The organism is Lysinibacillus canaveralius (assembly GCF_047301505.1).
Classification (GTDB): Bacteria; Bacillota; Bacilli; order Bacillales_A; family Planococcaceae; genus Lysinibacillus_B.
This window is the reverse complement of sequence record NZ_CP154840.1, coordinates 991,304-1,004,280: the sequence shown is the minus strand read 5'-3', so window position 1 is coordinate 1,004,280 and position 12,977 is coordinate 991,304. Positions and strand designations below refer to the sequence as shown.

Genomic DNA, 12,977 nt, shown 5'->3' with positions numbered 1-12,977 from the left:
TTTTAGCCGCCTATCTTTAATATCCACCATTTTCTTCTTCGGATTACGGACGGCTCTTCTATAAGAAGCGGCTTATTTTCAATAACTCGTCTATTATTTTCTAATAGTAAATCAACTGCATTAAGCTCCTTTTTTCTCTCCAAATAATAAAGACCTTCCCGAAAAAGAAAAGGGCGGGAAGTAAGGTTATGAACATCTGATCCATACGTATGAATAAGGTTTGCCTTTAGTAATTCAAATGAAAATTTCTGAACGGCGCGCCCAAAATGCCCGGTCAAACTGCCTGCTGTGAGCTGAGTGACTGCTCCCTCTATCACTAGACGTTCAAGAAGACTCGGATTTTCCATAATTGCTCTATTTCGTTCAGGATGGGCAATAATAGGGATCAGGCCTTCTCCAATAAAGGCTCGAATGATATGGGTGGTATAATAGGGAACCGTATGAGAGGGCAATTCTAATAAGAAATAATTTGAGTGCGCCAATGTGTAAAATTGCTTTTCTCGATAAAGAGATAATATCTCCCCTGTCAACCGGACTTCATGTCCTGTGTGAAGTAGAAGAGGAATATTCGCCTTTTCTATTTCTTTTTGTAAAAGAAATAGCTGTTTTTTCACACTTTCTTTTTGAACATGATAATGAGGGTGGGCATAATGAGGCGTGATAATTATTTCTGTAATACCTTCTTGTTTAGCAGATACGGCAATATTTAGTGTTTCCTCTAAGCTATGGGGACCATCATCCACCTGCCAAAGTAAATGGCTATGTAGATCAATCATGTAAGCATCTCTCCTCTATCGTAAGTAGATAGTACTAATGCCTTTCTTTATGCAGGCCAGCCTTGCTTTATGTACGAAGAGATAAAATACTGTAATAAGGCCCCACCGTTTCTTTCTTAAAACAAATTTCATTACGTAACACGCTTGATTATATTCAAAAAAATTGGAAAATGGACGCACCTTTAGCAGTAGAATTATATTTACCATTTACACATTACTATATACACTTTTAACCAAAATATTCATTTTTACTCAAATAATCGTATTAAACTTTTCTCTTCGCCGCACATCCAAAAATTCTCTCTTTTATTCATAGGTAAACAGAAAAAAACCCCTACACCGGTCCACTTTTAAGTGTCCCGGAATGTAGGGGGAATTTGTTTTTAATGATTATTTTTTAGAAATGTCCTCACAACGTAAGACGAACGAGGCAAGCTGGCCACGCTTTACGGGTGTGTTTGGACTGAATGTTGATTTGGATGTACCCTTTGTGATACCTAGTTCATATAAAGTGTTAATAAAGTTAAGGTACTCGGAACTGTTCACATCAGTAAACGGTGTCGCAGCGCTTCCTGTCTCTTTGAATTGGAAAGCCTTTACGAGGATTTTTGCCATTTGTCCACGTGTTAACGCAGCATTAGGATGAAATGTACCATCCCCGTACCCGCTTAAAACGCCTGCATTAACAAGCGCTGCAATACCATGATAGTGGGAGCTGCCCGGTGTTACATCGGTAAACCCCGGATTTGGCACATTTGTTGTATCTATGTTAAGTATGCTGGTGATAATGCTGGCTACTTGTCCCCGTGTCACTTGCTCGTTAGGCCGGAATGTACCATCTTTATAGCCTTTGATGATTTGACGGTCTGCTAATTTGTAAATGCTGGCCGAATGACTATGTCTGTCATTTACATCTTTAAATTTGTAAGCGCCGGGTTTTCCGCCTGCTGGATGGGCATCTACACTGACTGGTATAACAACGGCCGCTGTCATGAGAGAGGCTGTAGTGGCTAATGCAACAACTTTCTTTCGATTCATTGGTAATATCCCTCCATAATCCAAAAGTTATCATTAGCATACTCCCTTTTTCTATTACGTGAGATGCCAAACTGTTAACAATTATATTTCACACAGTAAACTTCGTAATATTCTATCATTTATTCGATTTTTATAGTTCAACCTGTTAGAAAACACTTCCAAGACAGGCTTGGTAAAACTTTATTTTAAAAAAACCAGCTAAAAAATATAAAGACAAAGTCAAAAAACGACCTTGTCTTTACTCTGATCTGTAGTTATTCGATCCTATTGTTGCTGCTGAAATTTCTTAGAGAATATTTTTTACTTCCTTGCTTTCATCCTTCTTCTCCAAACATATATCCCTGTAAGCAACAGTGAAATAATAGAAATAACAAGGCTTTCTTTGAAGAACGGTGACACATAAGACATTTCGATTTTGTGTTCACCTGGTGAAAGCGGGAAGCCGATAAACGCATGGTTTACTTCATAAATATCCTGTTTCTCCCCATCCACTTTAACACTCCAGCCCCTGCTGTACGGAATGGACATAAAGAAGATGCTATCTTCGGCAATCGCAACATCACCTGATAGTTTGTTACGATGATATGTTATGTTTTCCAGCCCTTGCTGCTGCAGCGTATTAACTCGCTCCTCAAACGGCTCATAGCTGTTGCGGTAAATCCTGACTTCACCAATTTCATACAAGCCAGGCGTCAGCTTGATCTGGATTGTTTCTTTTTCATACATCCACCCTAAGTTAAATGTAAAGGATTCCTTCGGATAGGACCAGGTCCATTTATTTGCATACTGAAGCATCTCTTTGTCTTGGATCGTGATAGTAAAATCTTTATCCTTAAGCGGCTTTATATCAATTTCTACTATCAGCTCCCCAGTTGTATCTGTTTTTCTATATGGGACCTCAATGTAGGCATCTTCTTCTACGCTATATGTTTGCCCTTCCGTTTTTTCCATATTTACAAGGGTAACGTCCTCCATACCAGTAAAGAGTGTTTCTACCTCCAATACTCGAGGATCGAACGTAGAAGGCGTTTGTTGAAGCTCCCTATCCTTTACAGTTACTGCCGAGAGAATCGATTGATCTTTTGCAGGAGTCGATAAGGAATCGAACGTTTCTTCTGTCATCCATGAATCTGAGGGATACGCAAAGCCAATAGGCAGCTTATTTTCATTTTGCCGCACATGCCAATTCGTCGTCATATATACTGATTCGTATCCATAAGGCTCATACCATGTCTTCGCCTCACTTACATAAAATTCATTACCAAGAGCAGTCTCTAGGTATAAACGATTGTCATAATTATGATATAGGCTGACTGTTCCTGTCTGGCGGATATTATACTTCTCTTTATACAACTGGTGAAGATTACGCGGAATGAGACTATGGTAGGTACTGTGCGTCTTCAAGCCGTAATACATGCCTGAATTGTGCTGCATTTTTGGCGAATCCCAAATCGTTCGGCCAAATTCTTCTTCTAACTGCCTAATTTTATTGGATACTTGCAGTCCCTCATAATGCCCATAGCCGGCCGTATCAAAATAATTATCGAATTGCTGTATTCCATCCGTCACATCTTCATTGATCTTCGTAAAATAAGCATAGTACTGAAGGGCTCCTGTCCAAATAAGACTTACAATGATGAGTCCGCTCGCAAACGGCCGCCACTTTCTTTGTGCTGCCCCGTAAATGACAATTCCTACGATTCCTGCAGCCCCCAGCAGGAGGAGCTTCTGGTCATAATCAACCGCAATCTCCGGACGATCGGGCCAGCGCCAAAGCATATAGGCTGTCAGTGCCGCGAGAGACAATACAGCAGGCATCCAAACCTTCTTCCGCTCTACTACCTCGTCAAAGAAATAGCCTGCTATGAAACTGCAAGTAAAGGCGATTAAATAATACCAGCGATTTTGCATCGCGGATAATCCGTTAAATAGAGAGTACATAAAAGGAATAAGATAAAAGCTCATTACAACGAGTACAAACAGCTTCTTCGGCAGCAGCTCGCGCTTGCGAATGCTCCACCCGCTAACAAGGAGCACAAGAACCAGCACTGACATACCGATTGTATAATTACTATGGTAGGACATGAAAAACAGCTGTGGCACTTTTTCATAAAAAGTGTTCGCAAAAGCTGCTGGAATATCGTAATCCTTGGCCAGCCGGTCGCTGCTTAAAAACTGATAGACAGCAGGGAAGAAGCTGAAGGCAGCTATTCCAATACTGGCTGTATAACATAACGCCAGCCGAAGTGTATATCTCCCGAAATGTCTGATACTTTTTGGTTCATTTAGCTCTGTATATTTGTAAATGGCGTAAATAATAAAGTAAACAGTCGCAATAAAAGCGAAATAAAAATTTGATATCACAATGAATGCAAAGGTAAATATAAAGAATAACGGCTTTTTCGTTTTAAGATAATGATGGAACGATAAAATCAGCAGCGGAAGCCAGACAAACGCATCCACCATAAAATCAAAAATAAAACTGTAAATGGCGAACGTAGCTGATCCACCGTATAATAGACCGCCAACGATCGATGCTGTAAAGCTGCGTTTTTCATATTGCAGCAGTAAAAACATAAAGAACATCGCTAAAAATACTTTACCAATGGACAATGGTAAATTCAGCGCTATGACATCTTCTATCGTGCCAACGTCAAACAAAGCTGAAAGTAAAAAGAAAATGGATGTGGAATAATAGTAATTGAACTGTGCAAATAGATCACCGCCAAGCCCGTAGGACCAGGACCAGAAAAAATTTAAATCGCGGTATTCATCCGTTAATAAATAACGATAGAAAAGCATCTGCCTTGTCGCATCCGTCCCCCGTGGCGTGAGCGGCAGTTTGGTTAATAGAAAATAGATATGTATGAAAATAGAGCTTATGAGCAGTGTCATACAACCAAGCGTTATTTTTTTCATGCTGTCACCTCTCTTTCATTATAACAAAGCATACAGCCTTGATTTGCATTATTTCCTGAGAACGATACAATAGTAATGATTTAATAAAAAATATTGTAGGTGTAATATGAAATTATCTATAGTTGTACCTTGTTATAATGAAGAATCAGTTCTGCCAATGTTTTATGAGGTGATCAATAGCGTTCTTCAACAGTTAAATACCTCTTACGAAGTAGTATTCGTCAACGATGGCAGTAGAGATAAAACACAGAATATATTGCAGATGCTTTCAGAACAAGATCACCTGGTAAAATATGTGTCTTTCAGCAAAAACTTTGGAAAAGAGTCTGCTATGCTAGCCGGGCTTTCCTATGCTTCTGGAGAGTATGTGCTCATCATGGATGCAGATTTACAGCATCCTCCTTCCCTTATTCCAGCAATGCTTGCAAAGGCGGAAGAAGGCTATGATCAGGTTATTGCCAAACGGGATCGTTCCGGAGAAAAATTTACCCGTTCCTTCCTGACAAGAATTTATTATAAGCTGATTAACTCCCTTGTTGATGTCCGGCTTGAAAATGGGATTGGGGATTTCCGTCTGCTGAGCCGGCAGGCAGTCGACGCACTGCTCTCTTTAAAGGAGTATAACCGTTTTTCAAAAGGTTTATTTTCGTGGATTGGTTTTAATGAAGCTATTATTGAATATGAGAATATTACCCGTGAAGAGGGTGCGAGCAAATGGTCCTTTGCGAGCCTGCTGAATTATGGGATTGACGGGGTAATTTCCTTTAATAATAAGCCTCTCCGTATCGCCATCTATCTGGGGCTTACGGTGACATTGCTTGATATTTTATATGTTCTTTATATGCTTGTGCAGATTACGATTAAAGGCATTGATGTACCGGGTTATTTTACGACAATTGCTGCTATTTTGCTCGTCGGGGGTTTACAGCTTTTCTTTATGGGGATTATCGGTGAATATATTGGCCGTATCTATTATGAAGTGAAAAGACGTCCGCACTATATCGTCGCGAAAACTGCCAATTTTGAAAAGGAGAAACAGCGTGAAAAGACTTATTAACGGCGAGGTGCTTCGCTTTATTATTGTCGGATTTATGAATACCGGCAATTACTATATTCTCTATCTATTATTTTTGCATGTATTCAAATGGAATTATATGCTTTCCCATATTTTGGCCTTTTTGATCAGCATGGTCGGCTCTTTTTTCCTGAATTCGTATTTTACATACAAAACAAAGCCCACATGGAAAAAGTTTATGCAGTTTCCGTTGACCTATGTAGTAAATATTTCGGTGACAACTACAAGCATTTATATTTTAGTGGATGTGCTTAGGTTAAATGAAACGATTTCGCCTTTGCTTGCCTCTCTCATCGCTATCCCATTTACTTTCTTCATTTCTAAGAAGATACTAAAAAGCGGCCCCACCCAGTAAGGGGCGTCCGCTAAAATCAACATATAAACATGGCCTGCAATTACGAAAGGCTTATTCAAAGGCTCTAGGATATCTTACTGAAAAAAATGCGGCATTCCCAAAGGAATGCCGCATTTTTTTATTTCGCGTATTCTACTGCACGTGTTTCACGAATAACTGTAACTTTAATATGTCCTGGATAATCCAGTTCTTCTTCAATTCGTTTGCGAATGTCTCGTGCAAGTCGGTGCGAGGCAAGATCGTCAATTTTATCTGGTTGAACGATGATGCGGATTTCACGACCAGCTTGAATCGCGTATGATTTTTCTACGCCATCATAACTTTCAGAAATTTCCTCAAGCTTCTCTAGACGGCGGATATAATTTTCAAGCGTTTCACTACGTGCACCTGGACGTGCTGCTGATAGTGCGTCAGCCGCAGCGACTAAGATTGCGATGACAGAAGTCGGCTCTGTATCCCCGTGGTGGGAAGCGATACTATTAATAACAACCGGATGCTCTTTATACTTCGTAGCAAGCTCTACGCCAATTTCGACGTGGCTTCCTTCCACCTCATGGTCAATTGCCTTACCAATGTCATGCAGCAGGCCTGCTCGTTTTGCCAGCGTTACGTCTTCGCCAAGTTCCGCAGCTAATAATCCCGCTAAATGTGCTACTTCGATGGAATGCTTCAGCACATTTTGACCATAGCTTGTACGATACTTCATTCGGCCAAGGATTTTCATTAAATCTGGATGCAGATTGTGGATGCCAACCTCGAAAGTTGTCTGTTCACCTGTTTCACGTATCTGCTCGTCCACCTCACGACGTGATTTTTCGACCATCTCTTCGATTCGAGCCGGGTGGATACGTCCATCCTGCACCAGCTTCTCCAATGCCAGGCGAGCTGTTTCTCGGCGGATTGGGTCGAAACCAGATAAAATAACCGCTTCCGGTGTATCATCGATAATAAGATCAATACCCGTAAGTGTTTCAAGAGTACGAATATTACGACCTTCACGGCCAATAATCCGGCCTTTCATTTCATCGTTCGGTAAGTTCACGACCGATACAGTCGTTTCAGCCACATGGTCTGCAGCAAAACGTTGTAGCGCAAGTGATAAAATTTCGCGTGCCTTTTTATCGGATTCTTCTTTTGCACGTGTTTCTGCCTCTTTTGTCATGACAGCGATGTCCGTCGAAAGCTCGTTCTCTACTTCCTTTAAAATAAAGCCTTTCGCTTCTTCGCGTGTCAATGCAGCAATACGTTCTAGTTCCGATTTTTGAGCCGCAACAAGCTCTTCCACTTTGCTTTCCATCTGTTCAATATGCTGTTGTCTCTCGGCTAGAGCTTCTTCTTTACGCTCTAGGCCTGTTTCTCTCTTGTTCAGAGCATCATCCTTGCGATCAAGATTTTCTTCTCTTTGCAATAAACGGTTCTCTTGTTTCTGAAGTTCCAAGCGACGTTCACGAATGTCATTTTCAGCTTCAGTACGAAATTTGTGAGTTTCATCTTTTGCTTCAAGCAGTGCTTCCTTTTTCAGTGCATCAGCTTCGCGTTTTGCCTCATCGACAATAGCAGCAGCCTGATGTTTTGCACCAGTCACTTTTGATTCATTCACTTGTTTCATGTAGAAATAGATAACAGCGGCACCGACGATGAATCCAAGCAAAGCGGGGATAATCATTTCCATCATGTAACCCCTCCTACTTGCTCATTATGTCTGATGTTCCAATCAGCGAATATTAGACAATCTAATATGTGCCTATTTCATTTCAAATGTAAAAAATTATACATGATTAATTGTATAGTTCCAACCTAGGTCTGTCAAGGATTCCCGTCATACAAGGCATTTGGGCTTATATATACAATAGCATGATTTTATGCTATATATTCTTCTAGAAAGCTAGAATACCTGCCAGCTTCTATAAAAAAAACCATCGAGGAAAATCTTCCCCAATGGTTTGAACTAAAATATAAGGCTGGATCAGTATTGCTTATTCTTCACCTAGATCAAGCAATAATGCTTCATCCATTTCCTCGTCTTCCTCAATCGCATCGATTTCATGAACGCTGCCTTTACCAATTCCATAAGCATCGCGGATTTTTTCAGCAATTTCGTCACGAATAGCAGGATTTTCTTTTAAGAACTGCTTAGCGTTTTCACGCCCTTGCCCAATTCGCTCATCGCCATATGCATACCAAGAGCCGGACTTTTGAATAATATCCAGTTCTGCACCGATATCAACGATTTCTCCCTCTTTAGAAATCCCTTCTCCATACATAATGTCTACTTCTGCTGTACGGAATGGTGGTGCAACCTTATTTTTTACAATTTTAATTTTTGTTTTATTACCGATCATTTCAGTACCTTGCTTGATTGTTTCCGCTCTACGTACCTCTAAACGTACAGAAGAGTAGAATTTAAGTGCACGGCCCCCTGGTGTTGTTTCCGGGTTCCCGAACATGACGCCAATTTTTTCACGTACTTGGTTAATGAAAATTGCTAACGTTTTAGATTTATTGATTGCACCTGACAACTTACGCAATGCTTGAGACATTAAACGTGCTTGAAGACCCATATGGGAATCACCCATTTCGCCTTCAATCTCTGCTTTAGGCACTAACGCAGCTACGGAGTCGATGATCAGGATATCGACCGCACCGCTTCGTACTAATGCTTCAGCAATTTCCAGCGCTTGCTCCCCTGTATCTGGCTGTGACAGCAATAATTCGTCAATGTTTACACCTAGCTTTTGAGCATATACCGGATCTAAGGCATGCTCTGCATCGATAAATGCAGCTTGTCCACCATTTGCTTGGATTTCTGCAATCGCATGAAGTGCTACAGTCGTTTTACCTGAAGACTCTGGTCCATAAATTTCAATAATACGGCCACGAGGGTAGCCACCTACACCAAGCGCTGCATCAAGAGCCAGCGAGCCGCTTGAAGAAGTTGCAATTTGACGATCTGTCGTTTCCCCAAGCTTCATAATAGAACCTTTACCGAATTGCTTTTCAATTTGTTTTAACGCCATATCTAACGCGGCTTTACGATCACTCACGAATGTTTTCCTCCTTTAAATACGAACTCTTTTCGTTATGTCTCTATTATACTTCTTATTGAGACAAACCACAAGAAAAAAGCGAACATATTTTCGTTTTTTAGGGAAAATAAAAATTTGGGCATAATACCTATACCCAAATTTAATGTTTACCTTATCTTTTATAACCTTTTTCTATTAAGTTACGCATTAAATAACTGCATGTAAATTTCACAGTGCGTAAACGGTTCGTATTGCGTGAACCAGATAACTGGAGAAGATAAGTCAATGGGGGCTCCTGTCCGATACTAATTCCTATCCAGACTGTGCCTGCCGGTTCATTGCCGTGCGCATCCGGACCGGCTGCACCTGTCAGCCCTACACCGATTTCCGTACCGAATTTTTCCCGGACATTAAAGGCCATAGCCGCAGCACACTCGCTGCTTACTACACTATGTTCTTTAATAATTTCTACAGATATGCCCAGCTGTTCAATTTTCGCCTGTTCTGTATACGTTACTACGCCGCCTGCAAGAGCAGTGCCTACCCCAGGAATCTCAGCCAGCTCCGCTTGAAATAGCCCTGCAGTCAAACTTTCAGCTGCTGCAATCGTTAAATTATTATCAACAAGCATTTCTACCAATTTTGAAGGAAGGGAATCATTATCTACTCCGTAGCAGTACTCCCCTACAACTTCTAAAATTTCCTCTTTTTTCTCATTAATCATTGTCCATGCAGCTTCTTCAGTATCCGCTTTAGCCGTTATACGGAGTGTTACCTCCCCATCTGCAGCTAACGGTGCAATCGTAGGGTTACTTTGACGCTCTAGAATGTCTTGTAGACGGACTTCAAGCTCCGCCTCCCCTATTCCGTAAAAACGGAGTACATGAGAAATGATTTTCGAACCTTTCGCCTGTTTTTTAGCAAGATATGGTTTTGCCTCATGCTGAAACATCGGCTCGAGCTCTTTTGGTGGACCCGGCAGCAGAATATACGTATGCTCTCCACGCTCTAGAAGCATACCAGGCGCCATGCCGTTATGGTTCGCCAATACATGGCTCCCTTGAAGGACTAAAGCCTGTTTTCGGTTATTCTCCGTCATTTCACGTCCATGCTTCGTAAAATACTCTTCTATCAATTTAAGTGCTTTCTCATCGTGAACGAGTTCCACTCCTAAATGATCAGCGATTGTTTCCTTCGTCAAATCATCTTTTGTCGGTCCTAAGCCGCCGGAAAAGATAATGCAGTCTGCACGATTTTCCGCTATACGAATCGCTTCTTTTAGCCGTCCAGCATTATCTCCTACTACTGTATGGTAGTAGACATCAATTCCCAGCTCTGAAAGCTGCTGGGAAATAAATTTAGCATTTGTATTCGCGATCTGTCCTAATAGTAGTTCTGAGCCTACTGCAATAATTTCTGCCTTCATAATTAACCTCACTTATTTGGAGTCTAATAATACACGGCGGTTTAAATAGAAATAATCCCAACCAGACCAAATGGTAAAGAATAGCGCTACATAAAGCGCAATATCATCAAACGGGATGCCCATCATTGTAAAAATGGTATTGTGTAAAAAAAGTGCTGAAATGGCTACAATTTGCGCCCACGTCTTAATTTTGCCTAGTTGATTTGCTGCTACTACTTCGCCTTCACCCGCCAAGATCAGGCGAAGACCCGTTACAGCAAATTCCCGGGAAATAATAATAATAACGATCCAAGCAGGAGCCAGGTCGATTTCCACCAGCAGGATAAGAGCCGCCGAAACAAGCAGCTTGTCCGCCAGCGGATCTAAAAACTTCCCTAGATTTGTAACCAGATTGTATTTACGTGCATAATAACCGTCCACCCAGTCAGTTACTGATGCGGCAATGAAAATCATTGCCCCTACAAAATGATGGACGGGCATTTCTGCACCGAACAGTTCCATCGTTCCCCAGCCAAAGTCAAACATAATTACAATCATAAAGAATGGTATCAAGCAAATACGAGAGACTGTAATCTTATTTGGAATATTCATTTGTTAACACCTTTCATTTGAAACAAAGTAGCCATCGTAAAGATGACTACTGAGCTTGTTGTTCTTGAGCTAATTGGATAATGAAGTTTTGTGTTACACCATTTGAAGGTGATGTCACTTCCTCATCATTCACAAATACTTTCGCACTTGCTGCACTGCCTAATCGGATACGTACATACCCATCGGCAGTAGCATCATATTCTACTGTTTCACCCGGATTGTACATTTTGCCAAGGTTATCTACGCCTTGTGTATTACGGAAAGCAATCCAACTAGCGCTGTTGATAATTTCAACGCGTATTTTTAATTCTTCCGTGCCAGTCACTTCAAAGTTTACATCTTCCCCATTTACTTGCCCTGGCGAGATGGCTTGAGCAGGCTCTTCCACTACAGGCTCTTCTTCCTCAACTGACTCTTCTGTATCCTCAGTTGCTGCGCCATCTTCAGTGCCCTGCTGATCTTCATCTGTCGTCGGCTTCACGTACTCGATTGGCTTTGCCTCATCCTCATAAACATCATTTGATTCCTGGGATTTTGCCCAGTATAATATCGAAATTACCGCGATAATAACAATAATAAACAACGCCACTATAACTTTTGGCATCACTTCCATTGTTTTATTAGAAGAGCGATTTGCCAGTTTACGCCGGCTTGGACTTTGTTTGTATGATTCCACTACCTCCGCTGTCTGCGTTCCAGGTACATCCTTCTTGAACTGGTCAAGCAGTTCCTCAGGATCCAGTCCTACAGCCTCTGCATATTGTTTTATAAATGCTCTCACATAGAAGGACCCTGGCATGATTGAATAGTTTCCCTCTTCTATACCCACTAAATACCGTTTTTGAATCTTGGTAAGCTCTTGTAAATCTTCTAAGCTATATCCTTTTGCTAATCTCGCTTCTTTGAGGCGAGTTCCTAATTCTGTCAACCATAACACCTACTTTTTATTTAAAAATTAAATCCTCCAAAATCATTTACTGAAGACATCATATTATTTTTATCAATCAATTCATACGTAATTTCTTCGTCTGGATGATTACGCAGCTCTATAATATAATCAAAGTCCTCCAATTTATATTCGGAATGTTGTACGAAAATATCCGGATGTTCCACTACTTTGATCGTATCCATATGCATCATTTCCCGAACGAGCTGTTGATGCCGCTCATCATTGGACCTTCGCGTCACAGCACCATCTAATATAAAAATATTATTCCCGTTAAACTCATCACCTATGAGTGAGCTTCGGACCGTCTGCTTGATCATTGTGGAGGATAGGAAGATCCACCTTTTATTAGCACAGACGCTGGCCGCTACGATGGATTCTGTCTTGCCGACCCGCGGCATTCCCCTTATCCCTATCAGCTTATTGCCATCCTTTTTAAAGAGCTCAGCCATGAAGTCGACTAAAATACCTAGTTCGCTGCGTACGAAACGAAATGTATTTTTTTCATCCGCGTCTTTAGGAATATAATGTCCGTGCCGCACGGCTAATCGATCTCGCAGCTTAGGGACCCGGAACTTTGTAATATTAATATGCTCCATTGTAGAAACAATGGATATGAAACGCTCGATTGATTCGTCTTTTTCAGCCTTAACAAGCATACCACGGCGGACTTCATCCACGCCATTAATGGTAACAATATTTACACGAAGCATCCCTAGCAGTGAGGCGATATCTCCTAGCAGCCCCGGTCGATTTACTTGAATTTCATACTCGAAATACCATTCGCCCATGAATGTATCCGTCCCCTCTATTTAGAAACGCCAA

The 12,977-nt window shown here is 41.2% G+C and carries 11 protein-coding genes; 2 read left to right on the top strand and 9 right to left on the bottom strand.

The genetic code is table 11. From position 1 onward, the window contains the following. Window positions 1–2: 2 nt before the first annotated feature. The 3 genes from AA0Y26_RS04915 to AA0Y26_RS04905 all read right to left on the bottom strand — a co-directional run bounded on the left by AA0Y26_RS04915 (window position 3) and on the right by AA0Y26_RS04905 (window position 4,733). On the bottom strand, window positions 3–776 hold the full coding sequence (locus AA0Y26_RS04915) for a tyrosine-protein phosphatase (protein ID WP_413365635.1): 774 nt from the start codon (window positions 774–776) through the stop codon (window positions 3–5). Between the two features lie 390 nt (window positions 777–1,166). Further along, on the bottom strand, window positions 1,167–1,814 hold the full coding sequence (locus AA0Y26_RS04910) for an S-layer homology domain-containing protein (protein WP_413365633.1): 648 nt from the start codon (window positions 1,812–1,814) through the stop codon (window positions 1,167–1,169). 300 nt (window positions 1,815–2,114) lie between these two features. Then, window positions 2,115–4,733 carry a YfhO family protein gene (locus AA0Y26_RS04905; RefSeq protein WP_413365631.1) on the bottom strand — a complete coding sequence of 873 codons (2,619 nt, stop codon included), beginning with the start codon at window positions 4,731–4,733 and terminating at the stop codon, window positions 2,115–2,117. A gap of 106 nt (window positions 4,734–4,839) precedes the next feature. Between AA0Y26_RS04905 and AA0Y26_RS04900 the strand changes: the two genes are divergently transcribed. Next, window positions 4,840–5,790, top strand: coding sequence for a glycosyltransferase family 2 protein (locus AA0Y26_RS04900; protein ID WP_413365629.1), 951 nt, complete (start codon window positions 4,840–4,842; stop codon window positions 5,788–5,790). Then, window positions 5,774–6,163: a GtrA family protein gene (locus AA0Y26_RS04895; protein WP_413365627.1), complete on the top strand. Its 390-nt coding sequence runs from the start codon at window positions 5,774–5,776 to the stop codon at window positions 6,161–6,163. The genes AA0Y26_RS04900 and AA0Y26_RS04895 overlap by 17 nt, the downstream gene beginning before the upstream one ends. A gap of 118 nt (window positions 6,164–6,281) precedes the next feature. Here AA0Y26_RS04895 and rny read toward each other — a convergent pair whose 3' ends face one another. From rny to AA0Y26_RS04865, 6 genes are all read right to left on the bottom strand, one after another. Next, window positions 6,282–7,835, bottom strand: coding sequence for a ribonuclease Y (gene rny, locus AA0Y26_RS04890; RefSeq protein WP_413368053.1), 1,554 nt, complete (start codon window positions 7,833–7,835; stop codon window positions 6,282–6,284). A 304-nt stretch (window positions 7,836–8,139) separates the two neighbouring features. After that, complete coding sequence (gene recA, locus AA0Y26_RS04885) at window positions 8,140–9,207, bottom strand: recombinase RecA (protein ID WP_413365626.1); 1,068 nt, start codon at window positions 9,205–9,207, stop codon at window positions 8,140–8,142. Between the two features lie 154 nt (window positions 9,208–9,361). Next, window positions 9,362–10,615, bottom strand: a complete 1,254-nt coding sequence (locus tag AA0Y26_RS04880) for a competence/damage-inducible protein A (protein WP_413365624.1) — start codon at window positions 10,613–10,615, stop codon at window positions 9,362–9,364. A 12-nt stretch (window positions 10,616–10,627) separates the two neighbouring features. Continuing rightward, window positions 10,628–11,206: a CDP-diacylglycerol--glycerol-3-phosphate 3-phosphatidyltransferase gene (pgsA, locus tag AA0Y26_RS04875; protein ID WP_413365622.1), complete on the bottom strand. Its 579-nt coding sequence runs from the start codon at window positions 11,204–11,206 to the stop codon at window positions 10,628–10,630. 46 nt (window positions 11,207–11,252) lie between these two features. Next, window positions 11,253–12,143 carry a helix-turn-helix domain-containing protein gene (locus tag AA0Y26_RS04870; RefSeq protein WP_413365620.1) on the bottom strand — a complete coding sequence of 297 codons (891 nt, stop codon included), beginning with the start codon at window positions 12,141–12,143 and terminating at the stop codon, window positions 11,253–11,255. Between the two features lie 11 nt (window positions 12,144–12,154). Next, entirely contained in the window at window positions 12,155–12,943 is a 789-nt protein-coding gene (locus AA0Y26_RS04865) for a DUF3388 domain-containing protein (RefSeq protein ID WP_413365619.1), read from the bottom strand. Between the last annotated feature and the right edge of the window lie 34 nt (window positions 12,944–12,977).